At 68.9% G+C, this 15,987-nt stretch carries 18 protein-coding genes; 11 read left to right on the top strand and 7 right to left on the bottom strand.

The window, feature by feature from the left end:
* Positions 1–519: 519 nt before the first annotated feature.
* The 7 genes from ACZ303_RS31610 to ACZ303_RS31580 all read right to left on the bottom strand — a co-directional run bounded on the left by ACZ303_RS31610 (position 520) and on the right by ACZ303_RS31580 (position 6,035).
* Positions 520–2,934 (bottom strand): hypothetical protein, encoded by a 2,415-nt coding sequence (locus tag ACZ303_RS31610; RefSeq protein WP_467318574.1) that lies wholly within the window; start codon positions 2,932–2,934, stop codon positions 520–522.
* Positions 2,935–3,218: 284 nt separating this feature from the next.
* On the bottom strand, positions 3,219–4,439 hold the full coding sequence (locus ACZ303_RS31605; RefSeq protein ID WP_467318576.1) for a hypothetical protein: 1,221 nt from the start codon (positions 4,437–4,439) through the stop codon (positions 3,219–3,221).
* A 72-nt stretch (positions 4,440–4,511) separates the two neighbouring features.
* Positions 4,512–4,835: a hypothetical protein gene (locus ACZ303_RS31600; protein ID WP_467318577.1), complete on the bottom strand. Its 324-nt coding sequence runs from the start codon at positions 4,833–4,835 to the stop codon at positions 4,512–4,514.
* Complete coding sequence (locus ACZ303_RS31595; RefSeq protein WP_467318578.1) at positions 4,835–5,110, bottom strand: hypothetical protein; 276 nt, start codon at positions 5,108–5,110, stop codon at positions 4,835–4,837. Before ACZ303_RS31595 ends, ACZ303_RS31600 begins: the two co-directional genes overlap by 1 nt.
* Positions 5,111–5,113: 3 nt before the next feature.
* Positions 5,114–5,317 (bottom strand): hypothetical protein, encoded by a 204-nt coding sequence (locus tag ACZ303_RS31590; RefSeq protein WP_467318580.1) that lies wholly within the window; start codon positions 5,315–5,317, stop codon positions 5,114–5,116.
* Positions 5,314–5,889 carry a hypothetical protein gene (locus ACZ303_RS31585; RefSeq protein WP_467318582.1) on the bottom strand — a complete coding sequence of 192 codons (576 nt, stop codon included), beginning with the start codon at positions 5,887–5,889 and terminating at the stop codon, positions 5,314–5,316. Before ACZ303_RS31585 ends, ACZ303_RS31590 begins: the two co-directional genes overlap by 4 nt.
* On the bottom strand, positions 5,886–6,035 hold the full coding sequence (locus tag ACZ303_RS31580; protein WP_467318584.1) for a hypothetical protein: 150 nt from the start codon (positions 6,033–6,035) through the stop codon (positions 5,886–5,888). The genes ACZ303_RS31585 and ACZ303_RS31580 overlap by 4 nt, the downstream gene beginning before the upstream one ends.
* Positions 6,036–6,262: 227 nt before the next feature.
* Between ACZ303_RS31580 and ACZ303_RS31575 the strand changes: the two genes are divergently transcribed.
* The 11 genes from ACZ303_RS31575 (at position 6,263) to ACZ303_RS31525 (ending at position 15,368) form a co-directional block, all read left to right on the top strand.
* Positions 6,263–6,547: a hypothetical protein gene (locus ACZ303_RS31575; protein ID WP_467318585.1), complete on the top strand. Its 285-nt coding sequence runs from the start codon at positions 6,263–6,265 to the stop codon at positions 6,545–6,547.
* 57 nt (positions 6,548–6,604) lie between these two features.
* On the top strand, positions 6,605–6,835 hold the full coding sequence (locus ACZ303_RS31570) for a hypothetical protein (protein WP_467318586.1): 231 nt from the start codon (positions 6,605–6,607) through the stop codon (positions 6,833–6,835).
* Positions 6,836–7,187: 352 nt separating this feature from the next.
* On the top strand, positions 7,188–10,670 hold the full coding sequence (locus ACZ303_RS31565; protein WP_467318588.1) for a DUF927 domain-containing protein: 3,483 nt from the start codon (positions 7,188–7,190) through the stop codon (positions 10,668–10,670).
* Positions 10,670–11,251, top strand: a complete 582-nt coding sequence (locus ACZ303_RS31560; RefSeq protein ID WP_467318590.1) for a hypothetical protein — start codon at positions 10,670–10,672, stop codon at positions 11,249–11,251. The genes ACZ303_RS31565 and ACZ303_RS31560 overlap by 1 nt, the downstream gene beginning before the upstream one ends.
* A 553-nt stretch (positions 11,252–11,804) precedes the next feature.
* The gene (locus ACZ303_RS31555; protein ID WP_467318591.1) at positions 11,805–11,990 is read left to right on the top strand and encodes a hypothetical protein; all 186 of its coding nucleotides are present in this window, start codon (positions 11,805–11,807) and stop codon (positions 11,988–11,990) included.
* A gap of 389 nt (positions 11,991–12,379) precedes the next feature.
* Positions 12,380–13,171 (top strand): ParA family protein, encoded by a 792-nt coding sequence (locus ACZ303_RS31550; RefSeq protein WP_467318592.1) that lies wholly within the window; start codon positions 12,380–12,382, stop codon positions 13,169–13,171.
* Positions 13,168–13,569 (top strand): hypothetical protein, encoded by a 402-nt coding sequence (locus ACZ303_RS31545; RefSeq protein WP_467343915.1) that lies wholly within the window; start codon positions 13,168–13,170, stop codon positions 13,567–13,569. The genes ACZ303_RS31550 and ACZ303_RS31545 overlap by 4 nt, the downstream gene beginning before the upstream one ends.
* Before the next feature lie 87 nt (positions 13,570–13,656).
* On the top strand, positions 13,657–13,860 hold the full coding sequence (locus ACZ303_RS31540) for a hypothetical protein (RefSeq protein ID WP_467318596.1): 204 nt from the start codon (positions 13,657–13,659) through the stop codon (positions 13,858–13,860).
* Between the two features lie 175 nt (positions 13,861–14,035).
* On the top strand, positions 14,036–14,509 hold the full coding sequence (locus ACZ303_RS31535; RefSeq protein WP_467318598.1) for a hypothetical protein: 474 nt from the start codon (positions 14,036–14,038) through the stop codon (positions 14,507–14,509).
* A gap of 45 nt (positions 14,510–14,554) precedes the next feature.
* Complete coding sequence (locus ACZ303_RS31530) at positions 14,555–14,800, top strand: hypothetical protein (RefSeq protein WP_467318599.1); 246 nt, start codon at positions 14,555–14,557, stop codon at positions 14,798–14,800.
* A gap of 88 nt (positions 14,801–14,888) precedes the next feature.
* On the top strand, positions 14,889–15,368 hold the full coding sequence (locus ACZ303_RS31525) for a transcriptional regulator (protein WP_467318601.1): 480 nt from the start codon (positions 14,889–14,891) through the stop codon (positions 15,366–15,368).
* The last annotated feature ends 619 nt before the right edge of the window (positions 15,369–15,987 follow it).

Below are 15,987 nucleotides of genomic sequence, written 5' to 3'. Positions count from 1 at the left end.
GGCCCAGCCGGGCATAAGAATTCGCGGTGCGAATTCAATTTGAATCCGAATTCCTCGCGCTTCGCGCTTCGGGGCCTTTTGTGCGCAAAAGGAGCGCAATTCATATCGCTTTAGGCAATTGAATCTGAATTCCTCGCGCTTCGCGCTCGGGGTGTTTCACGGGTCGAATGGAGGAGGATTTAGAGTCTGCGCATTGAATTCTTCCAGACGGCATTTCTCGCACGGGTTAGGCCAATTCGCATAATCTTCTTCGAATTCTCCCCCGCAGTGCGGACATTTCCCGCAGTACGGATCTCCGCACGCTTCTCCGCAGTTATCGCAGGGCTTTTCCTCTTTCATTTTCGACCCCTTTCTAGGGCTTTATCGAATTGCTTAGCAAGGTATCAGAAGGGGTCTCAGATATGCAAATAGACCCCCTCCGGAGAGGGGGTCTACCATGTTTCCGCAGGTCAGGCTATTTTGCGAGTGACCCGACGATGACGCCTATGAAGACGATCAGTGCCATGAACTTGATGTACCTCATGCTTTCCTCTCCCGTGCTGCGTAGTAGGCCAGGATCTGGGATTCGGTGTAGCACTCCTTCCCCTTGTATTCGGTGCTCTTCGGGAAGTCGTCCCACCGTGCCTTGTGCTGGCGGAGTGTGTCGTACTTGGGCACCCCATCGGCCGGACCCAGGCGGCGGGAGATCTCGGCCAGCGTCAGGAGTTCCGGCGGGGCAGTGGGGTCCGCCTGGGCGCTGTCTGGGGCTCCCTGCCCGCCCTGGCCGGGGATGAGGCGGAGCCTGTCACGCGAGGCCGTCACGTCGGCGTCTGTACCCGTCACAGAGTCGTCCTGGTGTGACGGGTGACCTGCGGTTTCGCCGCCGAGACCCCCCTCCAGGGCTTCCAGGGGCCTCCGAGGGCCGTCGTCACGTGACGCCCCTGCCAGGAGCTGCGGCAGGCGCTCGGGGGAGCGCTGGGGCGGGGTTCCGAAGAGGCCGGCGGTGGGGTCGAAGTCCTGTTCCCCGCGGCGCTCCAGGGCCCACGCCTTAAGGGCGTCACCGTCGCCGTAAAGGGTCTGGATCCAGGTATGGGCGTTTCCCTCCACCAGCATCATGCGACCGGCTTTGTCCACGGAATCCGGGATCGGTGTGGTGCCGATGACGTTCTTCCACTGATTGGAGTTGAAGTTGCCCATGAACTTGAGGCGGAAGAGGTTCCGTAGGCCCTTTCCGCCGAGTGCCTGATCCCGGAGATCCTGGAATACGGCGAGGATGTTTCCGTCGACGAATCGGCCGAGTCGGGCTGCTGATGCGACTTCACCCCAGATTGGGTCGGACGCCCGCTCGGCGGGGCCCAATTCGTCGGCTCGCGCTTTGCGGTTGTCGTCCCACCATCCCTTGGAGATGTCCGCGAATTCGTTTGCCTCTTCGATGAGGAGGAGGAGACCGGGGAATTCGATGCCGGGCTCTTTGTCCTTCATGTATGACCGGGCGTCAATTTCCGCCTTGAACCAATCGATCGCCGCGCGCATGTCCTGAGGGTTCTTCGGGTCGTTGTAGATGTGAACGCCGGGAATTCCTTCGAGGGGCTTCACGCTGCTGCGCTTCACGTCCGCCACGATGGTGTGGTAGCCCTGCGCAATGAGCTGGACAGCCACCATCACATTGAACGCCGACTTTCCGCCGCCGCTCCCGACCGATAGTGCCCAGTGCGGGGTTTCTCCGGCGAACTGACGTTTCTGGATCTCGCCGTTCTCATCCTTGCCGAGGATGACCTCACCCTTTACGCAACCGGCGATGGCTTCCTGAATGTCGTCGGCGAAGAAGTCGACGTAGTCGGGGCACTCAGGCTTGGGTTTGGGCGGCGGCTTGTGGGTCCACTGGCCGTAGTGGTGCTCACTCGTGAAGTCCCACTTCGCGACCCACTCCCCTGGTACGCGCGAGTTGACGAGGGAGGTGAGGGCTTCCCGCTCGCCCTGGTCGCCGCGGAACGTCCAGGGCAGGCGCACGGTGATTTTTGCGTCCGGGACACTCAGGTCCGGGACGAGGTGCAGCCACTGGTCGCGCTGCTCCGTCTCCGGCAACTTCAGGTCCTGGCGGAGGAGGACCCACAGGGGCGGGCCGAACACCTGATCGTCGGGGAGGCGCTTCGACGTGCGACCCCAGTACCCGAGTCCTGCCGGGCCAGTGATGGCCGCGGCGAGGAAGGCCAGGATGCCGGCGCCGAGGGCGACGACGGCCCAGCCGCGCCAGGCCGGGACGTACAGGGCCAGGGCGAGGGCCAGACCGCCGAGGCGCGCGAGCGAGCGGCAGGCGTACGGCCAGAAGTGCCAGGCCGCCCAGGCGCGGCCCAGCACGGCCAGGACCGACCAAACGGCCAGGGCCACCCGTGCGAGGACGCTCCAGGCCCGGCGGATGGCCTTCCCTGCCATCTCCAGCACGCGGACACCCTTGCCGTCGTACGTACGGACCGCCTGGGCGACGCGGACGGCCCACTCGCGCGGCTGGGCCTGCTTCATCAGGTTGACGCTGGCCGGGGCCGCGGCGGCGGCGCCGAGCGAGGCGACCGCGGCCGCCGCTGTCTCCGGGGCGGGCCTGGTGCCGGCACTCCAGAAGGTGGCGTTGCTGCGGGCCTCGCCCCACATTTCCCGGCCGAGGAGGACGGCACCGAGCCAGCCGAGCGTCGCGCCGAGGACCTTGAACAGGCCGTTGATGAGCTTCCCCAGGCCGCCGCCTCCGCCGCGCAGCGCGCGGATGGTGCGCCGGTCCAGAAGGCCGTTGCGGCGGGAACCGTTGCCGAACAGCGCGTAGGCCACGAGCGCGAGTACCAGGAGGCCGCCGCCGCCAGGGAGAGCGATGTGGGACAGCTCGATCGAGGGTGCCCCGCCACCCGGTGTGGGTGCGGGGCTGGTTGTCGCCGTGTGGAGCGTGGGCGTTTGGGTCAGGATCTGCACCGAGTCCCCTCTTCTCCGTGAGGGGGACCGCCCGCCCGGCAGGTGTGGTCTCTGGCAGGAGTCCTGCCGGGCGGGACGATTCCCCGGACTACGCCCCCGTAGGGGCCGATCTTCTCTGGTGGGTCTGACACTCTGCGGCCCTTTTTCTATGGACAGGGGTCGCGGAGTTCGATTGCTACAGGTGGTCGGCGTGGCTCGTGGTGTGACGGTCAATCAGCGTGACCCGGGTCACACAACTGCGGGAAGAGGCAGGCCGGTTGCCCGGCAGGGCTGTTGCCTGCCCGTTACAGATAGGTCCGGCCCAATCCGTCGTCGCCCTGGTGAAGCTCCTGCTTGGCGGCGCGGACGTGGCGCTTCACGGTCTCCAGGTACTTCGGGTCAGTTGTCTCCCTGCCGAACCGATCGGCCAGGGCGCGGGCGATGTAGTCCGCGTCCGTCAGCCCGTCCGACACCAATCGCCGGACTGTGGCCCGCATCGACGGCGGCCGGTGCTCCAACACCAGGTCCCCCTCCAGCCGGGGGCGGACATCCGGGCGGATGCCGGACGCCGCATCCGCCCCGTTGACCTGGCCGGATGGCCCATCCGCCGGATATCCGGCCGCATCCGCCCGGACGCCGGACACCGGCGCGGGGCGGGCATCCGGGCGCCCGGACCGGCGGGCCTGCATGGCGGTGTCGTAGACCTCGCGGACGGTCCACCCGTCCTCGCGGGCTGCCTCGATCGCGTCCGACGCCTCGTTGGAGATGTCCGCGGGGGCGACCGTACGGCCGGAGGCGTCGGCCAGGATCGCGCGGACCGCACGACGAAGGGTCAGCTCGTCGCGGGTGCCGGCGGGCGGTACCGGGTCAGGCTCGGGCTCAGGATTGAAGTCGATGGCAGCCGGGGTCATGGCCGGGTGCAGCCGCTCCGCGGCCAGCAGTTCCCCCGCCGCGCGGGCCTGGGCACGAGCCACCTGGCGCCGCACCGAGGCCACGGCAAGCGTCGCGTTGGCTCCGCTGATCTCCGCGCTGACCCAGTGCTGATCGGCAGCGGACAGGTCCCGGTCGATGAAGCGCATGACACCGAGCCACAGGGTTTTGGCGACCAGGGAGACGGACGCACCGACCACGGCCAGGGGCAGGGAACCAGCTTCCAGGCCCTCCCAAAGGATCGCGCCCATCGTCACGGCCAGCAGCACCCACCCGAGCACCTGGGAGAATCGACGCTTCTTCGGGTCGAAGCGGCTTAGCCACTCGAAGATGATGTTCACGCCCCAGGCGACGTCGAACACACCGGCGGCCGCGTAGCCGACGCCACCGCCCAGCAGGGTGCCGATGCTGACAGTGGACCAGGCAACCGCGGCGAGGGTGAGCACCAGCACGAGGCCCGTGGCCCCCTTCAGGGCGATCGAGTCCCAGTCTGCCGGCGCCTTCGGCAGCGGGGGGGGCGCGGGCACCTCCTGGGGGATGTAGTGGGTCTTGCCGTCCCGGGTGTACGGGACCATCCGGACTTCCTTCTTCTTCACTACCAGTCCTTTCGGGGAGCTGGTGACGTCATGGCGCCACGGCGTCATGACGTCACCAGCAGGAGGGCGGGATCAGAGATCGAACAGAGGGTCTGGCAGGCTTTCGCGCTTGCAGCGTTCCTTGGCGTCCGCGCGCTGCCATGCGGCGGCCTTCTGGTGGCAGGGCCTGCACCACGCGCGCAACTCGGTCACGGGGACACGGGCGGCGGCCTGGGGCGGGAGGGTCAGATCGAGCGGCGCCGCGAGCAGGGACACGGGGCGGTCCGGCTGCCGGTTGTCGCACACGCGTCGCGGGTGCTCCGCGCACTCGCATTGGCAGCGACCTCCGGCCGCCGCGAGAACCTTGTCCAGCGCGCTCGTCAGGCGGGGCAACGGGATGAACTTCTGCTGCCCCATCACCACCACCCCCGCGCGGCCTTGCGGTCGGCCTTCGCCTTCGCCTTCGCGGTGCGCTTGGCGGCCTCGGCGGCGGCGTGGGCGTCCTCCTCGGCCTGGACGCGCGCGGCGGCCTCGGCCCAGACGGCGTCCATGCGACGATCGGCGGCGGCCGTGGACTTGCCGCGGTACACCTGGGTGCTGGCCCGGGTCCCGAGCGCCACCAGGCGGGCCTTCTCCCGCGAGGTCAGCGGCCACAACTCCCGGCGGCGGATCGCTTCGAGTCGGTCACTCATCAGTCAGCCCCTCCGCGGGAAGTCGTGCCCGGCGGGCGGGTACGGCTGGGCGGGGTCACCCGCGACGCCGTAAAAGATGACCTCCTCGAACTCCGTCAGGTCCGCGGTGTGGTGCGGGTCGCGGGCCTCGGCGAACGCGTCCAGGGCATCCAACAGGGCACCGGTACGGCGCTCGTCGTCATCGCAGGTCTCACGGCGGATGCTCACGGCCGGGCCCCCTCTTCGGTGGCCAGCGCCCGGGCGGCAACGGCCGGCAGCGGGACCGGTACAACAGCCCAACCACCCGGGGGCAGCGGCGCCCCGACCGGGGTCGACTGCCAGAGCCGCGGCGAGCCGACCACCTCGTCGGCGGCGGCGCGGGCGTCCTGCCGGGTGTCGTGGATGCTGAGCGGCTCCCCATCCCGGCACATCACGTAGAACCAGCGGACGCCCTGCCGCGTGGCCTGCCACTCCTTCAGGGCCTCCCCGAGCGTCGTCACCTCACCTTCGAGGGCAGCGACACAGCCGAGGGCCTTCTTCTCCGCGGCCAGGGCGTCCTCCAGGGACTCCCGCAGCCGCCGTACCTCCGCGGCCAGGTCCCCGGACGTGGTGTTCGCGGCGTCCGCCTCGGCCCGGGCCTCGCCGATGCTCGCCTCGGCCTGGGCCGCGCGGTCGTCGGCGGCCTTGAACGCCTCGTGCCAGGTGTTCGCCTCATCCGAGTACGTCAAGGCGGCAGTCTCCGCCTCGGCCAGGGCCTCGCGCAGGGCACGGAGGGTGGCGGCGCTGATCAGGCGGATCACCGGGCCCCGCCCTTCTGCGCCTCGGCGGCCTCGCGGGCGGCCTGGGCGGCACGGGCGGCCTCCTCAGCACGACGCAGGGCGTCGGCCGTGGCGGGCTCGGTGGTGGGGTTGTAGTCGTGCGCCAAAAGCGCACCGATACGATCCATCACAGGATCGACCTCCTGGTTGTGTCAGGTGGTTCGGTCTCAGGCCCTGCGCGTGGTGTGTCCAGCACCGGCGCGGGGCCGTCTTCGGTTGTGGGGCACATACGAATGCCCGATCCCCGCCGTACCGGCCGGGGCGCCTTGCGGAAACGACGCTACGGCAAAGGACCCTTGGAAACAACGTCATCTCGCTTGTTGTTTCCAAGGGTCCTGCGCACTAGGCTCGCGCCATGGTTGAGATCCCGGAGGAGCAGCAGGCTGTAGCCCTGCGGCACGTAGCAGAGGTGTCCGAACGCCGCTCCAGAATCATGAGTGAGCTGGACCGCGAGCTACGAGACGCCGCGTTGGCTGCTGTTCGCCTCGGGGCGAATCGCAGCCGCACCCGTGCGATTGCCGGCGTCAGCTCGAAGACGTTGTACGGGTGGCTTGCCGACGCGGGGATCGAGATCCGTGCGAAGCGCCCAGCCGTGACGTCACGACGCCACGACGCCACCACCGAGGAGGACCGCGCTTGAGCGGTCCGGCGTCGAGCTGCGTTCCCGCACACTGGACTGACCACCGGAAGGACTACCGTGCCCGAAGATCCGATCAGCCAGGAGATGGCCCGCATCCTCAACGAGAAGTTGCAGCGGGTGATCGACAAGCAGACCGAGCACACCATCGCGCTGGCCAACCACACCTCGTCGCTCGACCGACTGGAGAAGGGTCAGGAGCAGGTGCGGGCGACGCTCGCACAGCACCAGGAGACCTTGAGCGAGATCCTCGGCATCCTGCGCGGCCAGGCCGGCACGAACTCGGAGTGAGCTAGCCGACGCAGGGCGTAGGCTGCACCCCACACAAAACAAGATCCGTATAAAAACCGAGAGCCCCATCGCGGGTTTGTATGCCGCGTGCTTGCAACACGCGGCCCCGGCTGGGGCTCTCGGTGACCGTCCAATAGGTCTGCTGCCGAGTGTAAGGGAGCGGGGAGGAGATTTCTCCCCCTCCCGAGCTGCGACGTTCCCGCGTCCCGCTCGGCGGTGGGCCGGAAAGGCATCAGTGGCCCACACGAGTGCTCCCGCGTCTCAGACGGCGAGCATCCCCAAGCAGCAGGGCGGCACGGTCTCCAACCTCGACCGCGACGGCGTCCCAGCAGGATGCCGGCCCATCGCTGGCATGAAGGCAGGTTGGTACTACCGCGAGGACGACCGCACGATCTTCCACCGGCAGGGCAAGGATGGCCCGGTCCTGCCGATCGGCACAGTTCCGAAGATCACGGCCCAAATTGTCCACCTCACCGACGAAGGCGAGGACATTCGTACGGAGTACCTCGCCCTCGGCAAGCGCCAGCGACGGCCCCGCATCATCACCGAGGACGAACTCGACCGCGGCACGTGGGCAGCGAAGCTGGGCGCCCGCCGGCCGACCGGGAACGACGAGCGGCACGCGTTCGCCCGGCTGATCCGCGAGGAGGGCGACAAGGCACCCGCCTCCCCCGCCCGGACGTACTACAACGAGGTGGGAGACCTCGTCTTCCCCGACGCCGACGCCCAGACCCTCGGCTACCGGGTCCTGCGCGGCACCGAGGACGATGCCCGCCAGGCGTGGGAGGAGATCGGCGCCTGGACCACGATGGACGGCCGGAGTGCCCTCGTCACCGGCGCCATGTTCGTCGGCCCCGTCCTGGACTCCTTGGACGTCCTGGCCCACATGGTCAACTGCTACGGGCCCGGCCAGCAAGGAAAGTCCACGATCTTGACCGTGGCGTGCGCGTGCTTCGGAGACCTGAAGCCGCGGCGGCAACAGCTCATGATCACGTGGAACTCCTCCAAGCAGGGCATCACCCAGTCCCTGCGGCAGCGCGGCTTCCTCCCCATCGGGATGGACGAACACAGCAGCTCGGGGCGGACCATCAAAGAGTCCGCGCGGGAGATCTCCCAGATGGTCTCGGGTGCGATCCGGGCGATGGGCACCGCGGACGGCTCCCCCCGGGAGTCGGACGGATTCTGGCTGTCCACCGCGCTCAGCACCAGCAACGAGCCGCTGAAGTACGAGGGCCAGACCGAAGACCTCGCCACCCGCCTCCAGGAGGTGTCCGCCCCGTTCTACCCAAACCGGATGGTCACGGCGGACGGGGCGCCGGCCGACCCGGGTCACGGCGGCGCGGAGCACATCTCCAAGCGGCTCAAGCGCTTGGCGCGGGCGGCGGGCGGGTGGCCGCTGGAGTGGGCGATCCGGCGCGGGATGTACCGAGCGGAGAACCTGAAGCAGATCAAGCGATTCCACCTGGAGCTGTGCGCGAAGTACCGCCCAGCCCAGGGCGGCATCGCCGCGACGATCGCCGAGCTGCACATGGCGTGGGTCGTCGGGGCGTACATGCTCGGCGAAGCCATCGGCGTTCCCGGCATCGGCGAGGCCGCCGAGGCCGAGGCCGCCGCCCGGCTCCAGGCCGCTATCGAGGTAGCCGCCGAGGCGAACGTGCCGGACGGCGAGCGGCTGTGGAACGCGCTCGACGCCCTCCGCATCGAGGCGTCGGCGTTCCCGGAGATGGAGAACCTGCTGTCAGTCGCGGAGGAAGGCTTCCGGCGCCCGCGCGGCTTCCACCGCACTGGGAAGGGCGAATGGTGGGTGGTGGACCCGGTCGTACGGCAAGCCGCCACCGATGTCGGTATCGACAACGTCACCGCCGCGCTCCGGCAACTCGACGAACTGGGCGTTCACGTCCGGGGTGATGGCAAGCACGCGCAGCGGCTTCTGCCTCAGTCGATCCGGGGGAAGGTCGGGCGCCGGATGCACTGCTTCAACACCAACAAAGCCGCCGCGAACTTCGCTCCCGACGACGCTCCCGACGACGGTTCCGACCCGGAGTTCCCGAACGGACCCACCCCCTGGACCCACCCCGAAACAGGGGGGGTGGGTCCAGAATCCAAGCCTCTGACCTGCACCGGACCCACCGGACCCACCGGACCCACCCTTTCGCTCCGGGACTTTAAGGAGGAGACCGGACCCACCCCCGGACCCACCCCCGAAACGTCCATCCCACCGATGCCGGCCGCACCGCCGGCCGTGACCTATCCGGCTCCGGCCGCCCAGGTCACGGACCGCGCGTTCGCGGCCCTCGCCGCGAAGGCGGCCGGGCGGACGCTGTGGGCCACGCGGTTCGCGGTCCTCGGCGCGGACGGGCTTCACCTGCCGAACTGCGAGCCCGTCGCCGTGCCCATGCCGGCGTCCGTTGACGAGGTGCCGGCCCTGATGTCCGCCTACAAGCTGCGGACCCTGTGGGTACACGAATCCGCGGCGCTGGCCATGGGTCTGCCCACCTACACCGAGCGCAAGGAACTGCCCTCCCTGGAGCGCCGGCACTCCGACGGCGTGCCGCACACCACGACCGGCCCACAGACCCCCGTGGCCCACCCCTGGGCGACCCGGGGCGAGGGCTCCCCCATCGCCGACATGGCACCCGAGGGCCTCGCCTCATGGATGACCCTGGTGATGAGCAAGACCGAGCGACTGCACCTCTCGCTGCCGATGTACGACGACCGGATCGACAAGGCGGGGCAGGACGGCCGAGGAGGATTCGGTGGCGCCCCCACCCCGGCAGCGCTGCTGGACGCGCTGATGGTCTACCTGCTCTCCACCCTCCACGGGCCCCAGGACCGGCCGAAGGTGGTGCCGTTCTACCTGTCGGTCAACCGCACCGGCGAGGACTTCGCCGGCGGACGCGAGCGGAGCGACGTCCTGTGCCAGGCCGTCCGTAACCGCCAGGTGCCACCCGCCCTGGGCAACCGGGTGCCGCTGATGGTCCCGCAGAAGTGGCACCGGCCGCCGACCGAAGCCGAGCGGGGCGCCACGATGCTGCACCAGTACGACAAGTCCGCGGCCTGGCTCGGCGCGTTCAGCAGCGTGCGCCTCGGCGTGGGGGAGCCCGTCCACCACGAGGGCGGCGGCCTGGCCTTCAACAAGCAGGCCGCCGGGTACTGGCGAGTGGCCGCGGTGCCGGGCACCGGCATCACCGGCTTGCCGCCGTTCGTGTTCCGCGAGACCCCCGACGGCGGGTACTGGCTACGGACCCCGGACATCGAGCTGTTGCGGGAGGAGTACCTCTATCCCGACTGGGAGCCGGAGATCCTGGAGGCGTACTACTGGCCGACGAGCAAGCGCGCGCTGGAGGGGATGTACAAGCTGCTGGCCCCCGGGCGGAAGCGCATCGTCGCCGCGGCCGAGGAGGGGCGCCCCGGTGCCCGGTGGGCGAAGCAGGTCAACGGGCGGATCTATCAGTCCTTCCGCGGCTACCTGGCCCGCGCGGCGGGTCCGCAGCGCGACCGGGCCACCGGCGGGTTCTACGAGAAGGACATCTACTACCGGCCCGACTGGGCCCACATGGTCATCGCGCACGCCACGGCAAACATGTACCGGGACCTGGCCCACATCTCCAGCACCGGCCGCCTCCCGCTCAGCGTCTACGTGGACGCAGCGACGTACACCAGCGACGAGAGCGACCCCCTTGCCGCCGCCCCTGAGGCGATGCGGCTGGGCACAGCCGGCGGGGCCTGGACCCCTGAGGGCTCCGCGCCTATGGCCGACCTGCTGCCTGCCCTGGAGAGCGGTACGAGCGCGCACGCCGCGCTGGATGACTACCTGACGACGAGGGAGGCGTGATGGGGGTCTTCAAGCGGCTCTTCGGCCGCGGCAAGGGTGAAGAGGAGGCCACCCCGCCCCCGGCACCGCCGACGCCTCCCGCACCGCCGACCGGACCTCCGCCCCCGCCGCCTCCCGAGGGCCCGTCAGGCGGCGGAGGGGGCGGAGAGAAGAGGGGGTTCTTCAAGCGGCTCTTCGGCCGCGGCAAGAAGAAGGCCGAGGAGGCACCAGCGGCTCCGGAGGCGCCCCCTGCTCCCCCGGCGCCGCCGACCGCTCCCCCGGCACCGCCCGTGCCCCCCGAGGGGCCGGAGGAAGGCCCCGAGGAAGGCCGGGAGGAAGCCGAAGAGGTCGAGGAGGAGCGGGAGTACCCCGGCTCGCTGTACGTCAGCGCGAGCGGCGGATGGAAGATCTCCCGGACGTGGTGGGAGGGGACCATGCACGGCATGCTGATCGGGCACGAAGTGAAGACCTTCCTCGACGCCATGGAAGGCCCCGAGGGGCCCGACTACGAGACCGCCATCCCCCCCGTCGCCGACGCGTACGGCATCGACCCGGGCCTGCTGGACGTCTCCGCCTCCCGCGTCGACCACGTCGGCTACTAAGCCGCACCCCAACCGCAAGACCCTCACGGCCTCCCAGCCCGTTCTCTCACCAGGGGAACGGGCTGGGAGACTCACAGCCTCACAGCCATCACCAGCCCGGGCCTCACTCGTGTGGGGGATCGACAGGGCTGCGGAGCAGCAGGACGCTCCGCAGAAAGGAATGAGGGCCGGCCGTTGAGCGCGACCGGCCCCCGCGCGTCTTTCGACGCGCCACGACGTCATGAGGCCCACACCGGGCAACCGGTGTGGGCCTCATGACGTCGTGGCGCCGTGACGTCACGGCCCGGCAGGTCCCAACCCCAAAACGCGGCGACCCTTCGGGCGTACGGCGAGCTCGGCGGCCTCGGCCGGGCGTGGGGCGGCCGCGGCACGCTCGGCCACAGTCGGTGCGGTCGAACGGGAAGCCGCAGGAGCGGTGTCGGTGGCGGCCGGGCCGGTGCCGAGGGGGCGACGGTTGTTCACCTGCCCAGTCTCTCGCCCACCCTGTCGGATCGTCAGACCGGCCCCCTTCTCCCGCGGTCGTGGCTCACCCTCGGCGGGCAGACTTCACCCCATGGACCGCATCAGCATCTGGTCGACAATCGTCGGGTTCGTGGTGTTCGTCGGCATGTTCGCGGCCGGGGGCGGCCACTACCCACTGCTCGTGGACATCTCGGCGTGCGGCTCCGTCGCCCTGGTCGCCGCAGCCACCGTCCGGAGCTTCCTGGAGCGGCGCCAGGACCGCCGCTCTCACCCCTAGCCCTACCGCCGCCCGCCCCTGGGGGGGGGACTCGGGCACATACGGCTGGCTACAGGAGGAGGGGCGAGGGCGCAGGCCCGGCCGGTGTCCGCGGCCCGGAAATGGGGCTGGGCGCCGTACTCCCGCCGTCCCGGATGCACACGCGTGAGGAGACCAACCACCTGGCCGTGGTTGAGGGGGGGAGCAGCCGCTACCGCGATGTGGCTCGGCCCGTCGTGGGCGCTCCGCTCAGCGCGCCACCGCCGTGGCCGGCCGTCCGGGTGCGGGCCCGGAGTAAGCAGAGGATTACTCCGGCGGGGGAGCCGTGTTGGCGTCGCGGGGCCATGACGTCGTGACGCCACCTCATACCCTCTACGCTGCACCTCTATACCGAAACCGATGGAGGACCGATGGCTAAACGGATCGCGATCGGCAACAACAAGGGTGGGGCGAAGAAGTCGACCCTCGCCGTGCGTCTGGCCGAGGCCCTAGCGAAGAAGCGCAAGCGGGTCTTGGTAGTCGAGATGGACCCTCAGGGCAACGCGTCCCGGCGCCTGGGTTGGCAGGACAACATGGACGCGCCACCGCTGACTACCTCCGAAGCAATCGAGGCGAACGCCGAAGGGGTCGCCGCCCAGGTCATCCAGCCCATCGGATGGACAGCGGAGTACGCCAACCGCATCGCCGTGATGCCTGCCCGGTACACCCTGGAGGACCGGACCTCAGAAGCCGGCGTACTGGGCGCTCACCGGCGCCTCGCCAAAGCGCTCAAGGGCGCTGACGACCACTTCGACTACACCCTGATCGACTGTCCTCCCTCGCTCGGCCACCTGACACAGATGGCCCTCGCCGCCTCTCACTACGCCCTCGCTTCCACCGAGCCGGAGTACGACTCCGTGGAAGCCGCAGTGCGCTACCGGGACTTCGTCCAGGCCAGCGGCGATGACCTGTCCAACCCCGCGCTTAAGTTCATCGGCGTCGTCGTCTCCGCCTACGACATGCGCCTCGCCGCCCACGTCGGACAGCTCAACGGCGTACGCGAGATCTTCGGCGAAAAGGTCTGGGGCGTCGTCCCCCGACGCTCCCTGATCACCAACGCCGACGAGTTCGCCCAGCCGCTCTCCGAAGTCAGCGACAGCGGCGAGGTCCGAGCCGTCTTCGAGCTCCTGGCCGACCACGTCGTAAAGGAGCTCCCCGCATGAGCCCGGCCGAGCGCAACATCCCCCCAGCCACGTCCCCTCTCCGCGGGCCGATCCTCGTCCCCTCTGTCAGCCCCCTGAAGGTGGGTGACGGGCCGCGGGACCCCGAGCCGCCCCCGAGCGAGAATGACGTCACGACGTCACGGCGTACTGACAACAGCAAGCCTCCTCGGCCCCGGGCCCGGGGCGGGCGCCGGCCCGCGCCCGCCGCCGCGGACGCTGTCGCCCTTACCGTGCGCGTCGACCCCGAGGAGGCCATAGAAGTTGACCTCTTCGTGCTGTCCCTGCGCGAGGATGCCGGCCGCACCCGCCTGGACAAGGCTGAGGCAATCCGCGAGCTCCTCCGGCTGGCCCGGGAGCACGAACCCACCCGCAAAGCTCTGGTGAAGCGACTGAAGTAGGCGCAGGCGGTGACAAAACCAGGGGCCGTTGTCAGTGCCGATCATTACCCTCGTCCACCTCTCACGATCACGGGGAGGTGCAGCACGATGCACAACGAGGAGCACGCCCTGGCCGTGGCCATAGGGCTTCTCCTACTGATCGGCGGGGTTCTCCTCGGCGACGCCCTCGTCGGCCCCTGGCCCACTCTCGGGACGGGGGTCAGCCTGATCCTCACCCACTACATCGGCCCTTCCGTATACCGCGAGATCGCCGTACGGCGATTCGCCCGACAAGTACGGCGCCACCGGTAAGACGGCAATCCCAGCTCTATGAGCTGGGGTTTCCTTCCAGTAGTGACGTCACGACGCCACGACTTCACGACGCCACAAAGAATCATGGACAGCACCCTTGCGAGAGGGTACGAACCTTCGTACCTTGGTGGGGTACGAAAGTTCGTACCCCCGACCCCGAGGAGGGCCCCTCCCCATGACCACCCCCGCGAATCCCAGCTACCGGACGGGAGATGAAGCGCTCCGCGGCGGCCTGGACATCACCATCAGCCTCACCCCCGAGGAGGCCCAGGCCCTCGGCGCAACCGCCTCCGACCTCGCCGACTGGTTCGACACCGCCCTATGGGCCCTGGGCATGCTGCGGACCGGCAAGAACCTCCGCCACCCCGAACAGGCCCCGATGACGGCCGGCGACATGTACGACGTCATCAACGACCTCGACGTCCGCCTCCTCAAGCGCCTGGAAGGCATCCGGGACGCGGCCATCCGCTCCCAGGCCGACCTCGGCGGCACCCTCGGCGACCTCGCCCTCGCGATGGACGTCGTGAAGTCCACCGCCCAGAGCCGCCGGAAGGTCATTCGCGAGACCAAGCCGACCTTCTGGGAGACGTGGGCCCGCGGCACCTTCGACACCCATAAGGACGTCCCCGTACAGCTCGGCGATGACTGACTGAACAGCACCAAACCACCGCAACTACCTAAAAGGAGAGCAATCATGGGCAAGTTCTTCAGCGAAGGATTCGTCACCACCGGCACCGTGCACGGCGGACAGCACATGCACACCCACCACAAGGACGGGACCACCACCACCGTCTCCAGCCAGAACGGCCAGACCACCACCACCGTCACCGACTCCACCGGCAACGAGACGACCACCTACGCGGACGGCACCACCCACACCCGCTACAGCGACCCCGCCGACATCCTCGCCGCCATGAAGCGGGCCCACAAGCAGCGCTGATCGCCCCCGGGGGCGGCCGACCGGTCCCCATAACCACCGGCCGCCCCCGGGTCTCCCGCCATTCCTCACAACGAGAGGTACCGCCATCATGGCCGCTTCCCCCGCATCCGTGTTCGCCGTCGTCTTCATCGCCCTGTACATCGCCCACAGCCTGGGGGATCACTGGGTCCAGACCTCATGCCAAGCCGCGGCCAAAGGCCGACCCGGCTGGCCCGGACGCCTCGCCTGTGGCCGGCACGTCCTCGGACTCACCCTCACCAAAGCCGCCGTCCTGTTACCCGCCGCCCTGATCCTCGATCTGCCCCTGAGCGCCCCCGGACTGACCCTGGGACTGGGCATCGACGCCAGCACCCACTACTGGGCCGACCGCCGCACCACCCTCGCCCGCCTCGCCCAGATCTGCGGCAGGGGCGAGTTTTACAGCCTTGGGACCGGCACACACCCCGCCGCCCCCACCACCGCCGAGGGCACCCCCGCAGCCCATCTCGGGACCGGCGCCTACGCCCTGGACCAGTCCTGGCACCTACTCTGGCTCGGAGTCGCGGCACTGATCATCGCCGCCGCCTGACCCACGAATTTCCCCGGGGAATTCCCCTCCCGCCGCCGGGAAGGGAATTCCCTTTTCTTATGGCCGCACTCAAGTCCCGGCTACGGATCGTGACCGCTCCCGATGCCCCCACCGGGGATGCATGCCGCCCGATCTTCACCCCCACACCCCCGAACCCGGAGGCACGCACCCCCAGCGGGTACGTTGACCCCTCATCTTACCTGCGAAAATGAGACCGCACCTCCCATACCTTCCCCCTGGAGCTGGCCCCCTTGAGAAACGTAGCGCTGGCCGTACCGAACACGGAGACCCCTATTCCGCTTCTACTCTCAGTTACCGTCAGGAGGGGGATAAACCCGCTCTCCTCCTTTCTGAATTCACTCCTGAAAGGAGGAGCAATTCCTCCGGAATTACAAAAACTCGAAATTAGGAATTCTCGAATTTCGACCGTAGGTGTTTTGATTCGGAATACAGTCAAGCGCTCCGCGCTTCCTCATTCGGTCTGCGACCGAATGCAAATTTCCGCTACGCTGCAATTCGAAAGGGAATGGAATTCGCTCCGCGCATTCCGGCCCAATTCTGCTCCGCAGAATATCCGGCCCATTCCAGCGCTCCGCGCTGGAAATAGCCCGGCTGGGCC

Source organism: Streptomyces sp. NPDC023527, from assembly GCF_055560115.1.
The sequence above is the reverse complement of the archived record's forward strand: the minus strand, read 5'-3'. Positions and strand labels throughout refer to the sequence as shown.